25 protein-coding genes and 1 tRNA gene are annotated in these 21,783 nt (G+C 72.0%); 11 read left to right on the top strand and 15 right to left on the bottom strand.

Going from position 1 to position 21,783, the window contains the following annotated elements:
* Positions 1 to 77: 77 nt before the first annotated feature.
* The 4 genes from HF526_RS19975 to HF526_RS19960 all read right to left on the bottom strand — a co-directional run bounded on the left by HF526_RS19975 (position 78) and on the right by HF526_RS19960 (position 3,411).
* A complete protein-coding gene (locus HF526_RS19975) occupies positions 78 to 278 on the bottom strand; it encodes a hypothetical protein (RefSeq protein WP_169383057.1) in 201 nt (66 codons plus the stop codon).
* The gene (locus HF526_RS19970; protein WP_169383056.1) at positions 275 to 1,621 is read right to left on the bottom strand and encodes a metal-dependent hydrolase family protein; all 1,347 of its coding nucleotides are present in this window, start codon (positions 1,619 to 1,621) and stop codon (positions 275 to 277) included. Before HF526_RS19970 ends, HF526_RS19975 begins: the two co-directional genes overlap by 4 nt.
* A gap of 245 nt (positions 1,622 to 1,866) precedes the next feature.
* Complete coding sequence (locus tag HF526_RS19965) at positions 1,867 to 2,637, bottom strand: Mut7-C RNAse domain-containing protein (RefSeq protein WP_169383055.1); 771 nt, start codon at positions 2,635 to 2,637, stop codon at positions 1,867 to 1,869.
* Between the two features lie 27 nt (positions 2,638 to 2,664).
* Positions 2,665 to 3,411: an SDR family NAD(P)-dependent oxidoreductase gene (locus HF526_RS19960; RefSeq protein ID WP_169383054.1), complete on the bottom strand. Its 747-nt coding sequence runs from the start codon at positions 3,409 to 3,411 to the stop codon at positions 2,665 to 2,667.
* Between the two features lie 118 nt (positions 3,412 to 3,529).
* Here HF526_RS19960 and HF526_RS37485 point away from each other — a divergent pair, with 118 nt between their 5' ends.
* The gene (locus HF526_RS37485; RefSeq protein WP_420821646.1) at positions 3,530 to 3,778 is read left to right on the top strand and encodes an FDXHR family putative zinc-binding protein; all 249 of its coding nucleotides are present in this window, start codon (positions 3,530 to 3,532) and stop codon (positions 3,776 to 3,778) included.
* A 219-nt stretch (positions 3,779 to 3,997) separates the two neighbouring features.
* Here the strand turns inward: HF526_RS37485 and HF526_RS19955 are convergent, their stop codons facing one another.
* Positions 3,998 to 4,321, bottom strand: a complete 324-nt coding sequence (locus HF526_RS19955; RefSeq protein ID WP_169383053.1) for a hypothetical protein — start codon at positions 4,319 to 4,321, stop codon at positions 3,998 to 4,000.
* 785 nt (positions 4,322 to 5,106) lie between these two features.
* On the opposite strand from HF526_RS19955, the gene HF526_RS19950 reads away from it, so the two are divergent.
* The gene (locus HF526_RS19950; protein WP_338051613.1) at positions 5,107 to 6,432 is read left to right on the top strand and encodes an ABC1 kinase family protein; all 1,326 of its coding nucleotides are present in this window, start codon (positions 5,107 to 5,109) and stop codon (positions 6,430 to 6,432) included.
* Positions 6,433 to 6,479: 47 nt separating this feature from the next.
* Here HF526_RS19950 and HF526_RS19945 read toward each other — a convergent pair.
* Positions 6,480 to 6,563, bottom strand: a tRNA-Leu gene (locus tag HF526_RS19945).
* A gap of 88 nt (positions 6,564 to 6,651) precedes the next feature.
* On the opposite strand from HF526_RS19945, the gene HF526_RS19940 reads away from it, so the two are divergent.
* From HF526_RS19940 to HF526_RS19930, 3 genes are read left to right on the top strand one after another with little or no spacing between them, the layout of a single operon-like run.
* A complete protein-coding gene (locus HF526_RS19940) occupies positions 6,652 to 7,968 on the top strand; it encodes a M20/M25/M40 family metallo-hydrolase (protein WP_169383051.1) in 1,317 nt (438 codons plus the stop codon).
* A 14-nt stretch (positions 7,969 to 7,982) separates the two neighbouring features.
* Complete coding sequence (locus HF526_RS19935) at positions 7,983 to 8,753, top strand: SDR family oxidoreductase (RefSeq protein WP_338051612.1); 771 nt, start codon at positions 7,983 to 7,985, stop codon at positions 8,751 to 8,753.
* On the top strand, positions 8,753 to 9,736 hold the full coding sequence (locus HF526_RS19930; protein WP_169383050.1) for an NADPH:quinone oxidoreductase family protein: 984 nt from the start codon (positions 8,753 to 8,755) through the stop codon (positions 9,734 to 9,736). The genes HF526_RS19935 and HF526_RS19930 overlap by 1 nt, the downstream gene beginning before the upstream one ends.
* Positions 9,737 to 9,805: 69 nt before the next feature.
* On the opposite strand, the gene HF526_RS19925 is transcribed toward HF526_RS19930, so the two are convergent.
* On the bottom strand, positions 9,806 to 10,036 hold the full coding sequence (locus HF526_RS19925; RefSeq protein WP_420821645.1) for a DUF5703 family protein: 231 nt from the start codon (positions 10,034 to 10,036) through the stop codon (positions 9,806 to 9,808).
* Between the two features lie 168 nt (positions 10,037 to 10,204).
* Positions 10,205 to 11,149, bottom strand: a complete 945-nt coding sequence (locus HF526_RS19920) for an aldo/keto reductase (RefSeq protein WP_169383049.1) — start codon at positions 11,147 to 11,149, stop codon at positions 10,205 to 10,207.
* Positions 11,150 to 11,231: 82 nt separating this feature from the next.
* Here HF526_RS19920 and HF526_RS19915 point away from each other — a divergent pair, with 82 nt between their 5' ends.
* The 6 genes from HF526_RS19915 to ygiD all read left to right on the top strand — a co-directional run bounded on the left by HF526_RS19915 (position 11,232) and on the right by ygiD (position 15,660).
* On the top strand, positions 11,232 to 12,053 hold the full coding sequence (locus HF526_RS19915; protein ID WP_338051611.1) for an undecaprenyl-diphosphate phosphatase: 822 nt from the start codon (positions 11,232 to 11,234) through the stop codon (positions 12,051 to 12,053).
* Positions 12,054 to 12,078: 25 nt separating this feature from the next.
* On the top strand, positions 12,079 to 12,777 hold the full coding sequence (locus HF526_RS19910) for an MSMEG_4193 family putative phosphomutase (protein WP_169383047.1): 699 nt from the start codon (positions 12,079 to 12,081) through the stop codon (positions 12,775 to 12,777).
* 56 nt (positions 12,778 to 12,833) lie between these two features.
* Entirely contained in the window at positions 12,834 to 13,403 is a 570-nt protein-coding gene (locus HF526_RS19905) for a DUF3090 domain-containing protein (protein ID WP_169383046.1), read from the top strand.
* A gap of 9 nt (positions 13,404 to 13,412) precedes the next feature.
* The gene (locus HF526_RS19900) at positions 13,413 to 14,207 is read left to right on the top strand and encodes an SCO1664 family protein (protein ID WP_169383045.1); all 795 of its coding nucleotides are present in this window, start codon (positions 13,413 to 13,415) and stop codon (positions 14,205 to 14,207) included.
* Positions 14,208 to 14,433: 226 nt separating this feature from the next.
* Positions 14,434 to 14,793: a DoxX family protein gene (locus HF526_RS19895; protein ID WP_169383044.1), complete on the top strand. Its 360-nt coding sequence runs from the start codon at positions 14,434 to 14,436 to the stop codon at positions 14,791 to 14,793.
* 9 nt (positions 14,794 to 14,802) lie between these two features.
* Positions 14,803 to 15,660, top strand: coding sequence for a 4,5-DOPA-extradiol-dioxygenase (gene ygiD, locus HF526_RS19890; protein WP_338051609.1), 858 nt, complete (start codon positions 14,803 to 14,805; stop codon positions 15,658 to 15,660).
* Between the two features lie 5 nt (positions 15,661 to 15,665).
* Here ygiD and HF526_RS19885 read toward each other — a convergent pair whose 3' ends face one another.
* From HF526_RS19885 to HF526_RS36470, 7 genes are all read right to left on the bottom strand, one after another.
* Complete coding sequence (locus tag HF526_RS19885) at positions 15,666 to 16,457, bottom strand: histidine phosphatase family protein (RefSeq protein WP_169383043.1); 792 nt, start codon at positions 16,455 to 16,457, stop codon at positions 15,666 to 15,668.
* 102 nt (positions 16,458 to 16,559) lie between these two features.
* A complete protein-coding gene (locus HF526_RS19880; protein ID WP_169383042.1) occupies positions 16,560 to 17,633 on the bottom strand; it encodes an LLM class flavin-dependent oxidoreductase in 1,074 nt (357 codons plus the stop codon).
* 34 nt (positions 17,634 to 17,667) lie between these two features.
* A complete protein-coding gene (locus HF526_RS19875) occupies positions 17,668 to 18,198 on the bottom strand; it encodes a flavin reductase family protein (RefSeq protein WP_169383041.1) in 531 nt (176 codons plus the stop codon).
* The gene (gene hpaB / locus HF526_RS19870; protein WP_169383040.1) at positions 18,195 to 19,655 is read right to left on the bottom strand and encodes a 4-hydroxyphenylacetate 3-monooxygenase, oxygenase component; all 1,461 of its coding nucleotides are present in this window, start codon (positions 19,653 to 19,655) and stop codon (positions 18,195 to 18,197) included. Before hpaB ends, HF526_RS19875 begins: the two co-directional genes overlap by 4 nt.
* Positions 19,656 to 19,826: 171 nt before the next feature.
* The gene (locus tag HF526_RS19865; protein ID WP_169383039.1) at positions 19,827 to 20,660 is read right to left on the bottom strand and encodes a polysaccharide deacetylase family protein; all 834 of its coding nucleotides are present in this window, start codon (positions 20,658 to 20,660) and stop codon (positions 19,827 to 19,829) included.
* Between the two features lie 124 nt (positions 20,661 to 20,784).
* Positions 20,785 to 21,033, bottom strand: coding sequence for a methyltransferase (locus HF526_RS36475; protein ID WP_169383038.1), 249 nt, complete (start codon positions 21,031 to 21,033; stop codon positions 20,785 to 20,787).
* On the bottom strand, positions 21,030 to 21,656 hold the full coding sequence (locus HF526_RS36470; RefSeq protein ID WP_169383037.1) for a methyltransferase: 627 nt from the start codon (positions 21,654 to 21,656) through the stop codon (positions 21,030 to 21,032). The genes HF526_RS36475 and HF526_RS36470 overlap by 4 nt, the downstream gene beginning before the upstream one ends.
* Positions 21,657 to 21,783: the final 127 nt, after the last annotated feature.

Below are 21,783 nucleotides of genomic sequence, written 5' to 3'. Positions count from 1 at the left end.
ATGATCACCGTCGGGTGACGCCGGCGGGCCCCGGTCGGGCGGCCCCCGGATGCCTCGGCGTCCGGGGACCGCCCGCGTCACGACCGGTCGGCCTCCACCGCGCGCGCCGCCCACTCACCGCGCCGCGGCGGCCGGCGTTCCCGGCAGTAGGTCCCCGGCGGGTCGGACCGGCCGAACGCGCACTCGCCGCGCTCGCGGCACCGCCGGTTGCACGGGCCCGGGGCGTCCTGCTTCGCCGCCGCCAGCTTCCGCAGTGCGGCGACGTCGAGGGCGCTCACCGGCCCGCGGACAGCACGCGGTCCTCCTCGGCGGCACTGATCCCGGCCTGCGCCGACAGGTCGAACCGAGGCCCGGAGGGGAGGGTGTTGTGGTAGATCTTGCCGCCCTTGATGACGGTGACGATCCTGTCCTGGTCCTGCAGCACCGTGATGTCGGTGAGCGGGTCGCCGTCGACCACGACGATGTCGGCGAACCTGCCGGCCTCGAGCGTGCCCACCTTGCCGCCGAAGTCGACCATGGCCCCGGCGTCGCGGGTGGCGGCGATCAACGCCTCGCGCGGGGTGTAGCCGAACAGGTCGACGAAGTTCTGCAGGTCCTTCGCGTAGGTGCCGTGCGGGGTCCAGGCCAGCCCGAAGTCACCCCCCGGCAGCACCCGGATGCCCGCCGCCTTCATCTTGGCCACGCTGGCGATGGTCTCGACCATCTCGTCCTTGTAACCCATCGAGTCGAGCACGTCCTGGGAGAACCCGTACTCCGCGCCGTTCTCGTACAGCCCCACCTGCCAGTGGATGGCGGGGGTGACGAAGATGCGGTGCCGCTGCTCGCGCATGCGGTCGAGGGCCTCGTCGTTGAGGTAGTTGGCGTGCCCGATGACGTCGAAGCCCGCCTTCATGGCCATCGTGACCGCATCCGCCGAGCGGGCGTGGCAGATCATCCGCAGGTTGCGGCGGTGCCCCTCGTCGGCGGCGGCGTCCGCCTCCTCCTGGGTGTAGGACAGCTCGCCCGGTAGATCGGACTCGATCATGCCCTCGCCGTCGAGGTAGACCTTGACGGTGTCGGCCCCGGACTTGCGGACCGAGCGGATCACCTTCCGGACCTCCCACGGGTTGTCGGCGAGCAGGGCCAGCCCGTCCATGCCGAGCTGCAGGTGGTCCGGATTCCAGTCGATCATGCCGCCGGTGCCCAGCACGTCACGCCCGCAGGCGACGTACCGCGGCCCCGGCGCGACCCCGGAGTTGATCGCGTTGCGCACCGCCACGTCGACCGCGTGCAGCGAGCCGAAGCTGTGCGCCGAGGTGTAACCGCAGCGCAGCATCGTGCGCGCGTTGGTGATCGCGTAGATCGTGGTGGCCTCGGCGGTGCAGTTCATGTCCAGGTCCTGCAGGCTGGACGCGTTGAAGTAGGACAGGTGGCTGTGCGCCTCGGTCATCCCCGGCATGACGAAGCGGCCACCGACGTCGATCCGGGGTACGTCGTCGCCGACGTCCTCGAACCGGTCCATCGAGCCGACCCGGCGGATCTCGTCGCCCTCGACCCAGATCGCACCGTCGGGGATCTCCTCCTCGCCGGTGCCGTCGAAGATGCGGCAGTGGACGAGGAGCATGGACTCGGCGTTGAGCATGATCACTCCTACGTGTGGTGGTGCGCACGATCCTGCGCCGGATGTGTGCTCTGCACCACCATCGTGTTCCGTCTTCCGGTACACGGTCCGCGCCGGCCCGGCGTCGTCGCACCCCTCGGGTGCGGTGTCGAGCCCCCCGAGGTCCTCCGACGCCTGCCCCCCGGGCGCCGTCGGCCGTGTCGTGTTCGGTTGTCGAGCTCATCGGCGACCGAACCTCCTGCATCGGGATCGGGGACATCGTCGGACTAGTGCGGTGCCGACCGAACGGCCGCCGGGCCCGGCCTTCCGGAGGAGCCGGCCGCCGTGCGGGCCGCGGCGACGATCGCGTCGAGGCGACGGCTGTGCGCCCCGCGCCAGTACACCCGGCCGCACTCGCGGCATCGGGTGAAGCGGTCGTAGCGGCGCCGGGTGCCGGGCGGCAGCCGGTCGGCGATCTCGCGCTTGTCCACGGCGTCGAGTTCGCCGTTGCAGCCGGCGCACCGCGTCCACGGCGCGAGCGGGGGAGCGAACCGTCCCAGGACGTCGGTCAGCTGGTCGCCCGGGTGGGCGCCGCGGACGTAGGCACCGGCCCACAGCGCCCGGCGTTTGAGCAGGCCACGGTCCTGGGTGAGCAGCAGCCGGTGCTCCGCCGTGGACTGGTGGACCAGCGCGTCGTCGTCGGCGTCGTTGCGGTAGGCGGTGTCGAGGCCGAGGATGCGCAGCCGGCGGGCGAGGGCCCCGAGGTGTACGTCGAGCACGAACCGCCCGTCCCAGCCGGGTACCCGCTGAGGCCGCTGCACGGCGCGGACGGTGATGGTGGATCCCGGCTGCGGGCGATGTGCCGGGGGGACCGATGCGCCGTCGGCCAGCAGCGCACCGACCTCGGTCAGCGGGACGCCGAGCGCCGGCACCACGTGGGCGAGCGTGGCGGTGCCGTCGTGGGTCATCTCGAACTGCTCGCGCCGCCGCCGCGGCCCCACGAACAGCCACAGCTCGGGAGCCAGCCGGACCGACAGCGTCGCCGCGTCCACGTCCATGCCCCCAACGTTCCCCGTCTCCGCGGCTCAGCGCAGGAAGCGGCCGCTGTTCATGTCGATGGTCGCGCCGGTCATGTACTCGGTGACCGGGCTGGCGATCAGCGCGATCAGCTGCGCCACCCGCTGCGGGCCGGCGAAGCGCTGCAGCAGCAGGCTGGTCGCCGCGTAGTCCTCGGGGAGGTTGTCGATGGCCTGCCGGCCCATCGGTGTGAGGGTGATCCCCGGGGCGACGCAGTTGACCCGCACCTGCGGGGCGAGCTCGCGGGCCATCGACTTGGTGAGGTTGACCAGGCCGGCCTTCGCCGCCGCGTAGTGCATGTGGTGCGGGGCCCCGGTCTCGGCGGCGACGCTGGCCACCGTGACGACGGCGCCGCCAGGGCGGACCCGGGGCGCCAGTGCCTGCAGTGTGAAGAAGGCGCCGCCGAGGTTGACCTCGAGCACCTCGCGCCACTCCTCCACACTGATCCGATCGAACGGGGTCACGACGTTGTGGCCGGCGTTGAGCACCAGCACGTCGAGGTCGCCGGCGGCGGCGGCCAGCGTGTCGGCCGCGGCGCGGACCGATTCCGGTCGAGCGAGGTCGAGGGGTACGAGCCAGGCCCGGCGGCCGTGCGCGCGCACCGCATCCGCCACCTGCTGGGCACCTGCGACGGAGCGCCGGTAGGTCAGCGCGACGTCACAGCCTTCTTCGGCGAGCACCCGGGCGGTGGCCGCGCCGATGCCACTCGACCCGCCCACCACCGCGGCGGTGCGCCCGCCCAGTTCGAGATCCATTGCGCTGTCGCTCCCGCCCCGATCATGCCGATGGTCGGGGACATCGTCGCCGACGGATCGCACCCGGCGCCCGTGCCGCGGGCCGGATTCTGTCGGTCCCCGCGTCTAGCGTGCGCGCGTGCCTCGTGACGACCCGAGCAATGCGCGGATCTCGTGCCCGTGCGGTGCGAGCTGGTTCGGGCCGATTCGGGCCCACTGTGCGGCGCCGGGCTGCCACCAGACCTTCGACGACGCGGAGCTGTTCGATCACCATCGGGCCGGTGGGCGGTGCCTGCGCCCGTCATCGCTGCGGCTCGTGCGGCGCGGCACCGTCTGGTCCCGGCGCCCGGCTGCTGCAGGCGCTTCGCGTGGCGCACGCCGCCGCTGACCGTCGCCGCGCTGCTCCTGCCGCCGAGCCTCGACCCGGCCGTTCTCCCGCGCCGCAGTTCTCCGGCTGCGCCGCCGCCGGGGCCCGGCCGGCACCACGGGTGAGGCGGTGGGCGGGCTCACCCGTGGCGTCGGCCCGGGTTCAGCGTCCGCAGGATCTCCCCGGCGGGCCCCGCAGCATTCCGCGGGTTCGGCACCGGGACCTGCGGACGCTGCGGTGTCAGTGGTGACCCACGCCGACGATGACGAGGACGCCGACGACGAGGACGGCGCCGTGGCCGAGATGCTTGCCGACGCCGTCGCCCATGCTCTTGCCGCCGTCGTCGCTCAGGATGTTGCCCACGGCATTGCCGACGTTGCCCGCGCCGTTGCCGACGTTGCCCGTGCCGTTACCCATGCCGTTGCCGGTGGGGTCGTCGACGGTCTTGACCGCGGGTGCCGCGGTGACGGGTGCGGGTGTGGCTGCGAACGCCGTGGCCGATCCGCCGCCGGCGAGCAGGCCGAGGGTCGCGAGGCCCACGACCGCGGTACGTCGTATGTTCATTCTTCTTCCTTTCTTCCCCTCACATCCTGGAACGGATGGATGTTCTGATTCGCGCGAAACAATGTGCTTCGTGGCGGGTTCTCCGCCGTTCTGTCCGTGAACCGTTCGGACCTGTCCCGGCCCCTCGGTGTTCGAACCGATAAACGTACGCCGGAATTGCCGCCCGGGTCACCCCTGTTCGGCGTTCTCGTGGACCGCAGATGTTGCGGGTCACGGGTTCGTGTTTCCTGTTTCATTGCGTGCGGAGCTTTGCGGCGCTGCCGTGTTGATATTGCTCTCGCCTGCCGCTGAGGTGATCGTGTGGACGCCGGGCCCGGCTGCGGGCCGGTGGCCGGGTCGGGCGGACCTGCGCAGGTGTGCTCCGCCGGGATGTGCTTCAGGTAATGAACTCGCTCATTCGACCATCGAGGGTCAACCGGGGTCCAAGGCGTGCCCACTGAATGCTCGGCACCCTATTTTTGCAGCCGTTCGATTGCGGCGATTCCGGTGCCGATATCGCACGCCGCTTCCGCGGGTCATCGCCGATCGGTGACCATGTCGGGCGTTTGTCGGGGTGTGCGCCCGGGCTCACGGCCGCGCCCGGGACGTGACTGACGAGGAATGCGGGGCTCGCACCGCACCGTCACCGGCCACGCCGCATTCCCCTGGGCGCGGCTCGCCCCGGCGGCCGGGTCCGGCGCTGGGCCTCGGCAACGCCGTCCGGGCTCCGAGGTGTCATGATCGCAGCGGGGACGTCGGCGTCGGCGGCTCGTGCTCATGGGTCGTCGAGCTCACCGGAGGGGACCGTGACCGGTCGGGTTCCGCGCAACGGGTTGTCCCGCTCGGCGCGGCTGGCGTCGCTGCCGCTGGGTTTCGCGGGTCGTGCGGTGGCGGGGTGGGGCCGGGCCCTGTCCGGTGCCGACCGTGATGATGTGGCGGCGGTGACCGCCGCGCGCAACGCCGAGCAGCTGTTCGCCGTGCTCGGCAGCCTCAAGGGCGGCGCGATGAAGCTGGGGCAGGCGTTGAGCGTCTACGACGCGATGGTGCCGGCGGAGCTGCTGGGGCCGTACCACGAGGCACTGGCGAAGCTGCAGACCGCGGGGCCGCCGATGCCGGTCCGCGACGCGCACCGGATGCTCACCGAGCAGTTGGGGCGTGGCTGGGCGTCGCGGTTCCGGGAATTCGACGACGACCCGGTGGCCGCGGCGAGCCTCGGGCAGGTGCACCGCGGCGTGTGGCGGGACGGCCGCGCGGTGGCCGTCAAGATCCAGTACCCGGGTGCGGACGTCGCCCTGGACGCCGACCTGCGCCAGCTGCGGCGGTTCTCGTGGCTGCTCGGGGCGGTGCTGCCGGGGTTGGATGCGCGCGCCCTGGTCGCCGAGCTGCACGAGCGGATGATGGAGGAGGTCGACTACCGGATCGAGGCCGACCACCAGCGCGCCTTCGCGGCCGGGTTCGCCGACGCGCCCGGGCTGCGGGTCCCGGCGGTGGTGGCGTCGGCGCCGAAGGTGCTGGTCTCCGAGTGGCTCGACGGGGTGCCGCTGCGGTCGGAGCTGGACACCCCGGCCGACGCGGACGAGCAGCGGGCGCGGGACCGGTACGCGCACACCGTCGTGGAGACGATGTTCGCCTCGCCGGCCCGGATCGGGTTGTTGCACGCCGATCCGCATCCGGGGAACTTCCTCGTCCTCGACGACGGTCGGCTCGGGATGGTCGACTTCGGGGCGGTCGCGTCGCTGCCCGGCGGGATCCCGCCGGTGCTGGTGCAGATCCTGAACCTCACCGCCCGTGGTGAGGGCGCGGCACTGACCGAGCTGCTGGTCGCCGAGGGCTTCCTCGCGGCGGACGCCGAGGAGGCGGATGTCCTGCGCTGGATCGGGGCGCTCGCGGACCCGCTGCGCCACGAGGTCTTCCACTTCGACCGGACCTGGATGGCCCGGCAGGGAGCGCGGGTGGCCAACCCCGGGAACCGGGCGTTCGCCCGGACCGGACGGGCGCTGAACCTGCCGCCGGACCACGTGCTGGTGGTGCGGGTACTGACGGGCTGGATGAACATCCTCGCCCAGCTCGACTGCACGGTGGCGGCCCGCGCGGTGGCCGCCGCGAACATCCCCGGTTTCGCGACCGGCTGACGCGCTCGAGACGTGCCGGCCGAGATGGCCGATGGAGGAGCGATGTGTGTCCGAGGGGGGACTTGAACCCCCACCCCCTTACCGGGGACTAGCACCTCAAGCTAGCGCGTCTGCCATTCCGCCACTCGGACATCGCCGCGGTCCGAACCGCGACGGAGGAAGGATAGCCGACGCCCACCGGGCACCCGAAACCGGATCCTCGGTGGTAGGAAGATCCGCATGACCGGACCCAGCACAGCCGAGGACGAGGTCGTCGAACTCGCCTCGGAACTCATCCGGATCGACACCTCCAACACCGGCGATCCGGACACCGTCGTCGGGGAGAAGGAGGCCGCCGAGTACGTCGCGGGCAAGCTCGCCGAGGTCGGGTACGAGGTCGAGGTCCTGGAGTCCGGAGCGCCACGCCGGAGCAACGTCTTCTGCCGGCTCGAGGGCGCCGACCCGCAGCGCGGCGCGCTGCTCGTGCACGGCCATCTCGACGTCGTGCCGGCCGAGCCCAGCGAGTGGTCGGTGCACCCGTTCTCCGGGGCGGTGCAGGACGGCTACGTGTGGGGCCGCGGCGCCGTCGACATGAAGGACATGGTCGCGATGACGATCGCGGTCGCGCGCCGGTTCAAACGCGACGGGGTGGTGCCTCCGCGCGACATCGTGTTCGCGTTCCTCGCCGACGAGGAGGCCGGCGGCAAGTACGGCGCGCAGTGGCTGGTGAAGAACCGGCCGGACCTGTTCGACGGCTGCACCGAAGCGGTCGGCGAGGTCGGCGGGTTCTCCCTGACCCTGGGCGAGAACCAGCGGGTCTACCTCATCGAGTCCGCGGAGAAGGGCATCGCCTGGATGCGGCTGCGGGCCCGCGGCAAGCCCGGGCACGGCTCGTTCCTGCACGAGGACAACGCTGTGACCAAGCTCGCGGAGGCGGTCGCGCGGCTGGGCAACCACACGTTCCCGCTGGTGATCACCGACACGGTCCGGCAGTTCCTGGACCGGATGCGTGAGCTGACCGGCCTGGAGTTCCCCGAGGACGACCTGGAGGGCTCGCTGGCCAAGCTCGGCCCGCTCTCGCGCATCATCGGTGCGACCGTCCGCGACACCGCGAACCCGACGATGCTGCAGGCCGGCTACAAGGCCAACGTCATCCCGTCGACGGCCGAGGCGGTCGTCGACTGCCGGGTGCTGCCCGGCCGGCAGGAGGCGTTCCTGCGCGAGGTCGACGAGCTGCTCGGCCCGGACGTGAGCCGCGAGTGGGTGACCGACCTGCCGCCGGTGGAGACGCCGTTCGAGGGTCCGCTGGTCGAGGCCATGGCTGCCGCGCTGCGCACCGAGGACCCGGAGGCGACGACGATCCCGTACATGCTCTCCGGTGGCACCGACGCCAAGTCGTTCGCCGAGCTGGGCATGCGCTGCTACGGCTTCGCGCCGCTGCGGCTCCCGCCGGACCTCGACTTCGCCTCGCTCTTCCACGGGATCGACGAGCGGGTGCCGGTGGACGCGCTGACGTTCGGCACCCGTGTGCTGGACACCTTCTTGCGGAACAGCTGAGAGGCAGGGTCATCGTGGACCTCAAGGGCAAAGCGGCGCTCGTCACCGGCGGCGCATCCGGCATCGGGGCCGCCGCGGTCCGCCGGCTGGCCGGCGCCGGCGCCGTCGTGGCCGTCATGGACCGGGACGAGGCGGGCGCCCGCGCGCTGGCCGAGGAGGTCGGCGGCCTGGCGCTGCCCGGCGACGTCACCGACCCGGACGCGATGGCGATGGCCGTCGACGTCGCCGAGGACAGCTTCGGGCGGTTGAACATCGTGCTGCTCAACGCCGGCATCACCTCGGGGCAGTCGGGTATCGAGAACCTCGACCTCGCCGGCTACCGGCGCATCATGGGCGTCAACGTCGACCACGTCGTCTACGGCCTCAACGCCGCGGTACCGGCGCTGCGCCGCGCCGGCGGCGGCACCATCATCGCCACCGCCTCGCTGGCCGGGCTGCTGCCGCTGCCCGGCGACGCGCTGTACACCCTGACCAAGCACGCGGTCGTCGGCTATGTCCGCTCCGCGGCGCCCACGCTGGCGCCGGAGGGCATCCGGGTCAACGCCATCTGCCCCGGCTTCGCCGACACCCCGCTGCTCGCGCACGCCCGCGACCAGTTCGGTGACTTCCCGCTGCTCACCGCGGACGACGTCGCCGACGCCGTCGAGGCGGTGCTCGACCGCGGCGAGCCCGGCGAGTGCTGGTTCGTCCAACCGGGTCGCGAGCCCGGACCGTACGGATTCCGCGGGGTGCCCGGCCCGAAGGGCGGCGTCGCACCCCCGAACGTGAGCTGGGAGAACCACTGATGCGTGGCTGGCAGGTGGCCGAACTCGGTGATCCGAGCGAGGTCCTGACGTGGCACGACGACCTGCCGGACCCCGAGCCGGGGCCCGGGCAGGTGCTGGTCCGGGTGCACGCGGTGGCGTGCAACTTCCCTGACATCCTCGTCTGCCAGGGCAAGTACCAGGAGCGTCCGCCGCTGCCGTTCACCCCGGGCCTGGAGGTCGCCGGTGAGGTCGTCGCCACGGGGGAGGGTGCCCGGGCCGCGGTCGGCGACCGGGTGCTCGGCACCCCGCCGATGGGCAAGGGCGGTTACGCGGAGCTGGTGCTGCTCGACGCCGAGTCGACGCTGCCGTGGCCGGACGGGATGAGCGCCGGGCAGGCCGCCGGGATGTTCATCACCTACCAGACCGGCTACTGCGCGCTGCACCACCGCGGGAACCTGCGGGAGGGCGAGACGCTGCTGGTGCACGCCGCCGCCGGTGGGGTGGGCAGCGCAGCGGTGCAGCTCGGCAAGGCGGCCGGTGCGCGGGTGATCGGGACCGCGGGCGGCGCGGACAAGTGCGCCGTCGCGAAATCGCTCGGGGCCGACGAGGTGATCGACTACCGGGATACCGACCTCGTGGCCGCGGTCAAGGACCTGACCGGTGGCCGCGGTGCCGACGTCATCTACGACCCGGTCGGCGGCGACATCTTCGACGCGTCCCGGCGGGTGGCCGCGTTCGAGGGCCGAATCCTGGTCATCGGGTTCGTGGCCGGCCGGTTCGCCGAGGCGCCGACCAACCACATCCTGGTCAAGAACTACTCGGTCGTGGGCGTGCACTGGGGCTACTACCGGCAGATGAACCCGGGTCTGATCCCGCAGTGGCAGGACGCGCTGGGCGAGCTGTGGGCGCAGGGCAGGATCGACCCGCTGGTCGGGGTCGAGCTGCCGCTGGCCGAGGCCCCCGAGGCGCTGCGCAGGCTGGCGTCGCGGCGGACCACCGGCAAGGTCGTGCTGGCCCCGTAGACCGTGCCCGAGCCGGCCCTCACGGCTGCGCGAGCAGTCGTGAGGGCCCGCTCGTGACGGGGATCGTCGTCAGACGGAGAGCTCGGGCAACATCCGGTTCGAGCGCCGGCGGCGCAGCCACACCTTGCGGACCCCACCGGGGTAGAGCCGCACGCGTGACAGTTCCCAGCCGCCGAACTCGGCCTGGATGGCGAGCCGTACCGCCGCGGTCATCCGGGAGACGTCTCCCGGGAGCTGTACCGGGCGGTACTCCCACTCCCCGTCGGTCAGGTCCCCCTCGGCCACGCCGGTTGCTGCCACCGGCCACCTCCTGCCAGGTTCGTGCGACCGGGTGCCGCTCGACCCGGCCCTATGGCACACCCCACATGATGAACGGCGGGTGGATTCCTCACACACTATGCGTGGCCGCAGGCCCGTGCCAGGCCCGATCGGGGCCGGAGGTGTCCGCACGCACGCCGACCGGGGCGGTCAGATCGGCACGCTCACGTCGTCGAGCGCCGAACGGATCTCCGCCGGCAGCTCGACGGCCTCGGTCGCCATCGACGCGGAGAGCTGGGCCGCGTCCCGGGCCCCGACGATGGCGGCGGCCACCCCGGGCCGGTCGCGCACCCAGGCGAGGGCCACCGCCAGCGGTGAGGTGCCCAGCCCGTCGGCGGCGGTCAGCACGGCCTGCACGATGCGGGCCGAGCGCTCGTTGCGCCGCGCCTCGACGTACGAGGCCAGCACCGGGGACGCGCCACGGGAATCGGCCGGGGTGCCGTCGGCGTACTTGCCGGTGAGTACGCCGCGACCCAGCGGCGCCCAGGCCAGCAGCCCGACGCCGTGGTGCCGGGCGGCGGGCACCAGATCCGCCTCGGCCACCCGGGACAGCAGCGAGTACTCGACCTGCGCCGACACCGGCATGGCGATGTTGCCCAGCGTGCGGGCCCGCTCCGCGACGGTCGCGAGCTGCCAGCCGGCGGGGCCGACCACGCCGGCATAGCGCACCCGGCCCGACATCACCGCCACCTGCACGGCGCTGAGCGTCTCCTCGAGCGGGACGGCGGCGTCCCAGCCGGGCAGCTGCCACAGGTCCAGGTGGTCGGTGCCCAGCCGTCTCAGCATGGCGTCCAGGGCCCCCAGCAGCGCGCCGCGCGCGGCGCCGTCGCCCAGCACGCCGGTGGGCAGCCCGCCGCGGCCGGTCAGCACGAGGTAGTCGCGCGGCACGGCGGTGTTCATCACCTCGCCGAGGATCTCCTGGGCCTTGCCGTCGCTGTAGACGTCGGCGGTCTCGACCAGGGTGCCCCCGGCGTCGACGAAGGTGGTGAGCTGCTCGGTCGCGGCCTCGGCGTCGGTGTCCTCGCCCCAGGTCATGGTGCCCAAGCCGATCCGGGACACCTGCAGTCCGCTGGTCCCGACCTGTCTGCGCCGCACGAGGCGACAGCCTATGCGTAAAGGGTTGCCCAAGCCCCGGTACGGTGCGCGCCGTGAATCAGACCCGGAAGAGCATCGCGCCGTGAGCTGGCTCGAGGTCCTCGTCCTCGGGCTCGTCCAGGGCCTGACGGAGTTCCTGCCGATCTCGTCCTCCGGGCACCTGCGGATCGTCTCCGGCGCCGTCTTCGGCAACGACCCGGGCGCGGCGTTCACCGCGGTGACCCAGCTCGGCACCGAACTCGCGGTGCTCATCTACTTCGCCAGGGACATCGGCAACCTCGTCATGACGTGGTTCCGCGGCTTCCGCGACCCGGAGGTGCGGGCGACGCCGGACTACCGGGTCGCCTGGCTTGTGATCATCGGAACGATCCCGATCAGCATCCTCGGGGTGCTGTTCAAACCGCAGATCGAGACGGTGGCCCGCAACCTGTGGCTGATCGCCACGACACTGATCGTCTTCGGTCTGCTGCTGGGGCTCGCCGAGCGCTACGGCCCGCAGCGCCGCCCGATCGAGCAGCTCACCGTCCGCGACGGCGTGCTGCTGGGTTTCGCCCAGGCGCTGGCCCTGATCCCGGGTGTCTCCCGGTCCGGAGGGACGATCACCGCCGGGCTGTTCCTCGGCCTGACCCGCCCGGCCGCGGTGCGCTACTCGTTCCTGCTGGCCATCCCGGCGGTCGTCGCGGCGGGGCTGTTCCAGCTGCCCGACGTGTTCGCCGGCGACGGTCCGAGCGGGTTGCAGATGCTCGTCGCGACGCTCATCGCGTTCCTCGTCGGGTACGCGGTGATCGCCTGGCTGCTGCGCTACGTGCAGAAGCACAGCGTGTACGTCTTCGTGGCGTACCGGATCGCCCTCGGCGCCGCACTGCTGGCCGCGCTGTCGATCGGCGCCGTGTCGGCGTACTGAGCAACGGCACGTAGGCTCGATCAACGTGACCACCCTCATCCTGCTGCGGCACGGACGGTCGTCGGCCAACACGGCCGGCGTGCTGGCCGGCCGCAGCCCCGGCGTCGAGCTGGACGAGACCGGCCGCGCGCAGGCGGAGAAGGTGATCGAGCGGCTCGCCCCGCTGCCGCTGACCGAGATCGTCAGCTCTCCGTTGACCCGCTGCCAGCAGACCGTCGCCCCGCTGGCCGCCGCCCGCGGGCTCACCCCGGTGATCGATCCCGGACTCTCCGAGGTCGACTACGGCACGTGGACCGGCGGCGTGCTCACGACCCTGGCCAAGGAACCGCTGTGGAAGGTGGTGCAGGCGCACCCGTCGGCGGCGGTGTTCCCGGAGGGCGAGGGGCTGGCCGCCGTGCAGGCCCGGGCGGTGGCCGCGGTGCGCGCGAACGCCGCCCGCATCGCCGCCGAGCACGGCCCCACCGCGGTCTGGCTGGCCTGCAGCCACGGCGACGTCATCAAGGCCGTGCTCGCCGACGCACTGGCCACGCACCTCGACAACTTCCAGCGGATCGTGGTCGACACCTGCTCGGTGAGCGTCGTCCATTACACCGAGACGCGGCCGTTCGTGGCCCGGGTCAACGACCTCGGCGGCGACCTGACCAGCCTGATCCCGCCCAAGCCCAAGCGGCGCCGGGCCCCGGCGAGGCGCAGCTCGGAGGCGGTGGTCGGCGGTTCGACGTGATGCTCGCGGCCCGCGGACGTGCCCGACGCGCTCCATTGGCCTAGTCTCGTACTGCCATGTCACGCGTCATCCATGTCTTCCGCCAGCCCGAGCGGTTCGTCGCCGGGACCGTCGGCGAGCCCGGCGACCGGTCGTTCTACCTGCAGGCCATCGAGGACGCGCGCACGATCAGCGTTCTGCTGGAGAAGCAACAGGTCTCCGTGCTGGCCGAGCGCATCAGCGCCCTGCTCCAGGAGGTCGCCCGCCGGTTCGGCTCGGAGCTCGCTCCCGAGACCGACGAGGAGACCGACACCGATCCCCTCGCCGTGCCGCTGGAGGAGGAGTTCCGGGTCGGCACCATGGGGCTGGGCTGGGACGCGGACTCGCGCTCGATCGTGGTCGAGCTGCTCGCGGTCACCGAGGAGGAGATCGACGAGTCGGTCGTGCTCGACGACACCGAGGAGGGGCCCGACGCGCTGCGCGTGTTCCTCTCCCCGGTGCAGGCCAAGGCGTTCGCCGAGCGGGCCGAGAAGGTCGTGTCCGCAGGCCGTGCGCCGTGCCCGCTGTGCGCCGAGCCGCTCGATCCGCAAGGTCACGTGTGCGTCCGGCTGAACGGGTACCACCAGCGGTCCCCGGTCGCGGACTGACCGACGACCTTGGAGCCTCGCGACCCGGCTGTGCCGGGACTGTTGCGTGACGGCCGCATCGAGATCACCGGGCGGCTGGTCGACGCCTCGAACGCCACCCTCTTCGGCACCGTCTCCATCGACGGTGTCGAGATGCGCTGCGTCTACAAGCCGGTGCGCGGCGAGCGCCCGCTGTGGGACTTCCCCGACGGCACCCTGGCCGGCCGGGAGGTGGCCAGCTTCCTGATCTCCGAGGCCGCAGGCTGGCACGTCGTCCCGCCGACGGTGCTGCGGGACGGTCCGTTCGGGCCGGGCATGGTGCAGGCCTGGGTGGACACCGATGACGAGCGCGAACTGGTCGACGTGTGCGCGCCGTCCGAGGTGCCCGAGGGCTGGCTGGGCGTGCTGCGGGCCCGCGACGGGTTCGGCGAGCCCGCCGTGCTGGCGCACGCCGACCGGCCCGAACTGCGTGCGATGGCGGCGTTCGACGTCGTCGCGAACAACGCGGACCGCAAGGGCGGGCACGTGCTCGCCGGGGTCGACGGGCGCGTCTACGGCGTCGACCACGGGCTGACCCTGCACACCGAGGACAAGCTGCGCACGGTGCTGTGGGGCTGGGTCGGGCAGAAGCTGCCGGACGACGTGCAGGGTGCGCTGCGCCGGCTGCGCGCCGAGCTCGACGGCGGGCTGTGCGCGGCGCTGGGCGAGCACGTCACCCGCCGCGAGGTCGCCGCGCTCTCCCGCCGGGTCGACGCGCTCCTGGCCAGCCGCCGCTATCCCGAGCCCTCCGGCTACGGCCCCGCCATCCCCTGGCCCGCCTTCTAGTCCGCGAGTCGCCCTTTTCTGGAGGGTGAGTCGCCGCATTTCCGATCACGCGCGGACCGCGACTCGCGCGGATATCTGCCGACTCGCGGGAGGCGAGACCGGATAGTCATCACGTTCCGGTGACGATGCACCGAGATACTTCAACTCTCATCCTTTGTAGTCTATCTTGTTGAATGTTCAAGTCCGGCGGTGGCCGGACCCCTCGCGTTCGACGGAGTGACCGGTTATGAACGTGTTCGTCTGGATCCTGCAGATCGTGCTCGCCGTGGCCTTCCTGGCCGCCGGCGCGATGAAGCTCTCCCGGCCGCGCACGGCGCTCGCCGCGAGCGGCATGGGCTACGTCGAGGACTTCTCCGACGGGGCGATCAAGACCATCGGCGCACTCGAGGTCCTGGCCGCGATCGGTCTGGTGCTTCCCTGGGCCACCGGGATCGCGCCGGTGCTGACCCCACTGGCGGCGCTGGGCCTGGCGCTGATCATGATCGGGGCCGCCGTGGTGCACGCGCGGCGCAAGGAGAACCAGATGATCGGCATCAACGTCGTGCTGTTGATTCTCGCCGCGCTCGTTGCGTTCTACCGGTTCTAGGGTGGGCAGGTGACCGCTCCGACGATGCCGGCGGCGTTCATCGGGCACGGCAGCCCGATGAACGCCATCGAGCAGAACCGTTACACCGAGTCCTGGCGAGCTCTGGGCGCGACGATGCCCCGGCCTCGCGCCATTGTGGTCGTCTCCGCGCACTGGTACATCAACGCCACCGCTGTGACCGCGATGCCGCGGCCACGCACGATCCACGACTTCTACGGCTTCCCGCCCGAGCTGTTCGCTGTGGACTATCCGGCGCAGGGCGCACCGGAGGTCGCGGCGGAACTGGCAGAGATCGTCAAACCGACCTGGGTCGGGATGGACGAGGACAGCTGGGGCCTCGACCACGGCACGTGGTCGGTGCTCGCCCACATGTTCCCGCAGGCCGACATCCCGGTCGTGCAGCTGTCGATCAACGGGGTGAAGCCGTTCGACTACCACCTCGAGCTGGGCGCGAAGCTGGCCTCGCTGCGCGACAGCGGGGTGCTCGTCGTCGGCAGCGGCAACGTCGTGCACAACCTGGGCGGGATCGACTGGCGGCTCACCGACACCGGCTTCGACTGGGCGCAGCGCTTCGACGAGGCGGCCAAGGAGGCGATGACCAGCGACCCGGACGCGGTGCTGCGGTTGCAGAACTCGCCGGACTTCCGGGCCGCGGTGCCCACCCCGGACCACTTCATCCCGCTGCTGTACCTGGCCGGGCTCGCCGGGGCCTCCGGGCGCCCGGCCGACGTGCTGGTGGACGGCTACGCCTACGGCTCGCTGTCGATGACCGCGTACACCCTGGACCTGCCCGGGGCGGGAGCGCACGGATCCGGCCCCGCCGGGGAGCTGCCCCAGGACGTCCCGCCGGACGCCACCAATGTGTGAGCGCGTCAGCGCCCGAAGGATTCGAACCAGGCGCGGTCGATCCACGGCGGCGGTTGCGGGGGCACGCGCATGTGCACGACGTGGTCCCGGTAGGTGATCGTCGCGGACTCGTCGGGGCCGACCCGGACCCGGATCTCCTCGAGGTTCTGCGGCTCCCCGGGGTCGCGCCCGATCGCGGTGGCGACGAACGCCCGCATCGGTGCCGAGTGCGTGCACACGATCGCGACGAGGTTCTCCGGGCGGTCCGCCCCGAGCGTCGTGATGCCACGCCAGAACCGGTGCGCGGCCACGTGCGGCGGCTCGAAGAACAGCGTCGGGTTGTGCAGCCAGTACTCGATCGGCCCGCCGGCGAAGGCGCGGTAGTCGGTGTCGAACCGGTCGTACTCGGCCGCCCAGTCCGGGAGCTCACCGTCGGGCAGCCCGAGCCGCGTGATCACCGCGACCGCGGTGTCGACGGCCTCGCCGTGCAGGTTGAACCGCAGGTTGTCGAACCACGGCTCGGTGTACAGCGGGCCGATGTCGGTGCCGTCCACGTGCTCGCCGCCGAGCGCCTCGACGAGGGCGGCCCGCAGCGTCACGGCGGTGGCGGTTCCCCGTGCGCTGCGGGCGTGCGGCATCACGACGGTGGTGCCGGGCTTGAGCTCGGCGGCCAGGGCGGCGCCGCGGGCCCGGGCCTGCTCCTCGCCCAGCGGGGTGAGCCCGTGGTCCGCGTCGTAGCCGACCGTCTCGCCGTGGCGCAGCAGCACCACGTCGTACTCGCCGCGTCCCGATTGCCCCGCGTTCTGCGCTGCACCCATGCCCACCTCCGCTGTTCGACCGGTTCCTCAACCTACGGGGCCTGTCCGCGATGATCGATGCAGCGTGCCGGATTCCGGAACGCCGTTCCGGAATCCGGCAGATCAGGCGCGGGCCAGGATCGACGATCCGATGTCGGCGATGTCGCGCTCGGCGGTGAACGGGTTGGAGAGGAACACGCTCATCATGTCCACACCGGCCTCGAGCATGCCCTGGGTCTTCTCCCAGATCTCGTCCGGCGACCCGTAGAGGCACCAGTAGTCGCACAGCTCCTTGGTGATCAGGGGCCGGTGCGCCGGGTCGAGGCCGCGCAGGTACTTGGCCCAGGTATCCAGGTAGTGGGGGGCGTCGGCGGCGGTCGGGTCGCCGAGATAGGCCATCGCCGCCTTCGTCGTGGCGTCGACGATCCGCGGGTCGAGCTCGGCGGCGTGCGCCTGCATGAATCCGACGTTGGTCAGACACGAGCTGATCGGGCCGGAGCCGAATCCGGCGTCGATGCCGTCCTCCCAGGTTTCGCCGTCGCGTAGCTGGTAGAACCAGCTCACCGCGACCAGCTTGACCGAGCCCGGCGCCCGCCCGGCATCGGCGACGGCCTTGTCCAGCTCCCGGCGGACCAGCTTGATCATCTCCGGGTCGGGTCCGAGGCAGTAGGCCACGTAGTCGGCGTAGCGCGCCGCCACCGTGATGCCGCGCGGACCGCCCGCGGCCATCCAGACCGGGATCGGGTCGGCGATGTTGTACCAGGTGCCGGTCTGGTCGAGGAACTCCAGCTCGCGCTCCTTGCCCATCCAGCTCTGGGTGACCCGCTCGCCGGCCAGTAGCCCGGTGCTGACCCGCAGCGCGTCGTCGAGCTCGTTGATGGTCGCCGGCCGGTGGCCCATCGAGCGCAACGCGTTGTTCGCCGTCCCGATGCCCATGAACACCCGGCCCGGGGCGAGCGAGTTGAGGGTCGCGTGCGAGTTCGCGGTGACCGCGGGGATCCGGGTCAGCGGGTTGGTCACCCAGGTGCCCAGGTTGATCGACGACGTCTCGCGCGCCGCCAGGGCCAGGAACTGGTAGGGGTCGCTGAACAGCAGCGGCCCCTCACCGACGCCGAAGTGGGTGACGCCCAGGTCCTCGGCCTGCTTGACGATGCCGACCTGGTCGATCTTGGCGCACGAACCTATGAAGAACTCCATCACTGCTCCTTTGCAGAGTGGGGACGAGGGTGGCTCACCAGGGGGCGGAGAGCAGCCATTCGTGCGGGGCGGTCGCCGTGGCGCGCCGCCAGTCGGGCCCGGGCAGGTCCAGGAACGCGCCCTGGGCGTAGAGCAGCGGCTCGCCCTCGTGCACCCGCAGTGCCTCCACCCGGCCGACGACGATCACGTGGTCGCCGCCGTCGAGCAGTTCGTGGCGGCCGCAGTCCAGGTGCGCGATGGCGCCGTGCAGGTGCGGGCCGTAGCGGCCGGCGGAGTGCGCGACGCCGGCGAACCGGTCGGGTTGCGGGCGGGCGAAGTCCCGGGCCAGTTCACCCTGGTCGGAGGCCAGGATGCTCACCGCGTAGCCGGGCGCGCCGGCGAGGACGTGGTGCATCGCCCGGTCCCGGTTCAGGCACACCAGTACCAGCGGGGGGTCGAGCGACAGCGAGCAGAACGCGCTCACCGTGCACCCGACCGGCCTGCGGTCCGGGGTGGTCGTGCTGATCACGGTGACCCCGGTGGCGAACTGGCCCAGTGCCCGCCGGAACTCGGCCGCTTCGATCATCGCGCTGTCGGGTCGCCGGCCAGGGCCAGGGCCCGGTCGACGAGCGCGAAACACGCGTCCTTGTCGTAGCTGAGGTAGTTCGTGGCAAGGATGCGGACCGGGTCGCCGGCGTAGTAGCGCTCGTACTGCAGCGCGCGCTGGCCGAACGCGTCCCCGCACAGGTCCCAGGCCAGCTTGTAGAGCCGGACCCGGTCCACCGCCGACATCTGGGCCCCGCGGTAGTAGCGGGCGATGTCCTCGGCGATGGGGGAGTCGAAGTCCTCGGCCGAGGGCATCATCAGCAGCCCGCCGGCGCCGAGGGTCTGCAGGATCTCGACGAGCTTCGGGTACTGGGTGGCCAGCAGCACCCGCAGCGTCTGCAGCGAGTTGAACCGCGGCCGCACGGTCCCGGCCGCGGTGGTCTCGTACTCGGCCTCGGCCGCGACGAGCAGTGCGTGCGCCTGCTCGACCGCGACGATGCACTCGCCGAGCTTCTGCTGCACGTGCAGGAAGCCGTCGATCTTCACCGACTGGCTGAGCTTCATCGCCAGGCCGGTCACGAACTGTAGTTTGACCAGGCCGCGGACCCCGGTCTGGTGCGCGGTGTGCTGGCGCAGGTTGGTCTCGGCGTAGAGCGCGTTGGCCAGCGACACGTCGCCGTGGAGGAACACCCGGTCCCACGGCACGAGCACGTCGTCGAACACGACGAGGCAGTCGGCCTCCTCGAAGTTCGACGACAGCGGGTGGTCGAACGGGTTGCGGGTGCCGTCGTCGAACGGGGCGCGGGAGATCAACCGCAGGCCCGGGGTGTCGATCGGGATCGCGAAGCAGGCCGCGTGTTTCTCGTCGCCGGGGCGCAGCCCGGGCAGGCTGTAGATGATCAGCTCATCGGCCATCGGCGCCAGCGTGGCGAGCATCCGGGCGCCACGGACGACGAGCCCGTCGGCGGTCTCGGAGACCACACCCATGTGCAGGAACTCCTCCTGCTGCTCCGACGCGGTCCGGGACCGGTCGGTCTGTGGGGTGATCAGGGCGTGAGTGAGGAACAGGTCGTTGTCGCGGACGTACTCGTAATAGCGCGCGATGTTGTCGGCGTAGCGCTGCCCGAGCCTGGCGAACACACCGGGGGACTCGGTGAACGCCATCAGCGTGGTGTTGAGGAAGTCCGGCGAGCGGCCCATCAGGCCCAGCGTCGGCTCGGCCCAGGCCCGGAACGCGGCGCGCCGGGTGGCCAGGTCCGCGGGCGTGCGGCAGGGCAGGAACGCACGGCCGACCGGCGTGCCGTCGGGGCCGGGCCCGGTGAGGACGGGCGCCAGCGCCGGGTCGTGCTGCATGTCGTAGAGCCGGGCGAGTTGCTCGATCGGCCGCGTGAGCGCCGGGTGCCGGGTGACGTCGTCCACCCGCTCGCCGCGCAGCCACACCTCTCGGGGGTGCTTCTGGAGGTTCTCGATGTACTGCGCACCGGTGCGGACGGGCATGCCGGACGTCCCTTCTTCCGCGATCTGGAATGCTAGCGTGCCGCACGACGGTAGCCGCCCGGTGTCGCAGACCACAAGAGGCCCGGCCCGCCGCGCTCGCGCACGCATCGGGGTGGCTTTGCTGGCGCTCAACGCCAGTAGGGCCACCCCGATGGCGGCGGATGCGGACGGTCAGGCGCCGACGGCGCGGCTGGTGCCGAACATCTCGTCGAGGGTGACAGGCTGCAGCTGACGCTCCTTGATCAGGGCCATGATCTGGTCGAACAGGCCCAGCACCGTCGGGTGGTTCGCGTGCCCGAGCATGATCACGCCGGGCTTGAGGTAGAGCCGCGCCTGGCTCATCAGGAAGTCCGGGGTGATCACGGTCGAATCGGAGTACGACCCGTCCCAGAGCACCGTGCGGGTGAAGCCCAGGCCGCCCGCGACGGCGTCCACCGCAGGGTTGTGCAGGCCGTACGGGGGCCGGTAGTACGGCCGGGTCGTGATCCCGAAGTTCTTCACGACCCACTCGTCGTTGCGCTCGAGCTCCTCGCGGACCTTGGCCTCCGGGATCTTGGTCAGGCGTGGGTGCGAGAACGTGTGGTTCATGATCTGCACCTGGCCGGCCGCGACGAGTGGTCTCAGCGCCGCGGTGTGCGGCTGCCACTCCCGCGCGTAGGTGCCGTTCGGGCTGAACGTGATGTGCACCCCGGTGCGCTGCGCGAACTCGGCGTAGCCGGCGACGCAGTCCGCGCAGGTCCCGTCGTCGACGGTGAGGGCGATGCGGCTGCCGGTCGTGGGGCCGCCGCGCAGCACGGTCGTCGGCCCGGGACGCGCAGCCGGGACCGGCGGCAGGGCGGCGGGGTGCCCGGGTCCGGCACCGGCGGGCGGCAGACCCGGTGCACCCGAGATCAGGCCGTCGGGCTGGCCTGCGCAGCCCGACACGACTGCGGCCGCTCCGACTCCCAGCATTCCGAGGAATGCACGCCGGGACAGACCGGTTCGCGCGGGGCACTGATGATCCATCGCAGCCGAGGCTAGCGCCGCCTCGGGCCCGCGCCGTTTCCTCCTCGGAACGGCCTGTCCGCCCGATCTCCCTCGCGTCCCCCGGTTCGGTGGCGGGCCGGGCGCCGGGACGGCCGAGGGGGGCTCAGCCGCCGGCCCGCGCAGCCTCTACCACGCTCACTGCCGGCGCCGTGGGCACGATCCGGGTCAGCTCCAGCCCGGCGTCGGCCAGCAGTTCCCGGTATTCCTCGCCGGTCCGCTCCCGGCCGCCGACCAGGGCCAGCATGGCCAGATCGAGCACCTTGCCCGGGTGTGCTTCGTCACCCTCCGGCAGCACCATCTCGACGATCAGCACCCGCCCGCCAGGGGTGAGGGCGTCGCGACAGTGGCTCACAGGATCGTCCGGCACTCGGCCTCGTCCCAGTCGTGCACGACGTGCGAGAGCAGGTAGGCGTCCGCGCCTGCGGGCACGCCGTCGAAGAAACCGCCGGTGGCGACCGCACTCCGTTCGCCGAGCCCGGCCGGGTTCTCCCGCGCCTGGTCGACCACGCCGGGCAGGTCGAACAGGGTGCCGCGCAGGCCGGGGTTGGCCTCCAGCACCGCGCGCAGCAACGTGCCGATCCCGCCGCCGACGCCGACGAGATGCCCGATCCCGGTGAAGTCGGAGGCCTGCGCCACCGCGGCCGGCTCGGTGCCGTGGATGCCGACCATCATCCGGTTGAAGGATGCGGCCTGCTCAGAGCGAGCGTGCAGGTGTTCGAACCATGGCTCCCCGAATGCCGGCTCGACGCCGGACCATCCGGTGTCCAGGGTCTCGGGGAACGGATCGGCCACCTGGTGCATCGCGGCCGGGTGCGCGCCGGTCTTTCCGGCGATCTCGGCGGACCCGAGCGGCCCCTCGGGAAGCAGATCGAGGATCCCACGCTCCGTGACGGAGAACAGCGCCCGCGCGAGCAGCCCGCTCATCGCCAACTGCAGCGCCGGCGCCTGGACGGGGCCTGCCGGCGGCGTTGCCATGACAGGATCGTAGGGACCCCGACGTCGCGGTCGAAGGGTCGAAGTGCCCGACCGCACGATCGAGTGCCGTACCGGGCGACGTCGCCCGGTACGGCCCACGAGCCGACAGACAGCAGCAAGGGAGTGT

Origin of the sequence: Pseudonocardia acidicola, from assembly GCF_012911935.1 — a bacterium.
In the GTDB taxonomy this organism is placed as follows: Bacteria; Actinomycetota; Actinomycetes; order Mycobacteriales; family Pseudonocardiaceae; genus Pseudonocardia; species Pseudonocardia acidicola.
Note: the sequence above shows the minus strand (reverse complement) of the source record. Positions and strands in the feature narration are given on the sequence as shown.

Coding starts and splice junctions, on each gene's coding strand:
- hpaB (WP_169383040.1), bottom strand. CDS start 19,655: ATGCCCGTCCGCACCGGTGCGCAGTACATCGAGAACCTCCAGAAGCAC.
- HF526_RS19960 (WP_169383054.1), bottom strand. CDS start 3,411: ATGGATCTCGAACTGGGCGGGCGCACCGCCGCGGTGGTGGGCGGGTCG.
- HF526_RS19970 (WP_169383056.1), bottom strand. CDS start 1,621: ATGCTCAACGCCGAGTCCATGCTCCTCGTCCACTGCCGCATCTTCGAC.
- HF526_RS19955 (WP_169383053.1), bottom strand. CDS start 4,321: ATGAACATACGACGTACCGCGGTCGTGGGCCTCGCGACCCTCGGCCTG.
- HF526_RS19940 (WP_169383051.1), top strand. CDS start 6,652: ATGACCGGACCCAGCACAGCCGAGGACGAGGTCGTCGAACTCGCCTCG.
- HF526_RS19865 (WP_169383039.1), bottom strand. CDS start 20,660: ATGGATCATCAGTGCCCCGCGCGAACCGGTCTGTCCCGGCGTGCATTC.
- HF526_RS19965 (WP_169383055.1), bottom strand. CDS start 2,637: ATGGACGTGGACGCGGCGACGCTGTCGGTCCGGCTGGCTCCCGAGCTG.
- HF526_RS19930 (WP_169383050.1), top strand. CDS start 8,753: ATGCGTGGCTGGCAGGTGGCCGAACTCGGTGATCCGAGCGAGGTCCTG.
- HF526_RS19875 (WP_169383041.1), bottom strand. CDS start 18,198: ATGATCGAAGCGGCCGAGTTCCGGCGGGCACTGGGCCAGTTCGCCACC.
- HF526_RS19885 (WP_169383043.1), bottom strand. CDS start 16,457: ATGGGTGCAGCGCAGAACGCGGGGCAATCGGGACGCGGCGAGTACGAC.
- HF526_RS19905 (WP_169383046.1), top strand. CDS start 12,834: ATGTCACGCGTCATCCATGTCTTCCGCCAGCCCGAGCGGTTCGTCGCC.
- HF526_RS36470 (WP_169383037.1), bottom strand. CDS start 21,656: ATGGCAACGCCGCCGGCAGGCCCCGTCCAGGCGCCGGCGCTGCAGTTG.
- HF526_RS19880 (WP_169383042.1), bottom strand. CDS start 17,633: ATGGAGTTCTTCATAGGTTCGTGCGCCAAGATCGACCAGGTCGGCATC.
- HF526_RS19895 (WP_169383044.1), top strand. CDS start 14,434: ATGAACGTGTTCGTCTGGATCCTGCAGATCGTGCTCGCCGTGGCCTTC.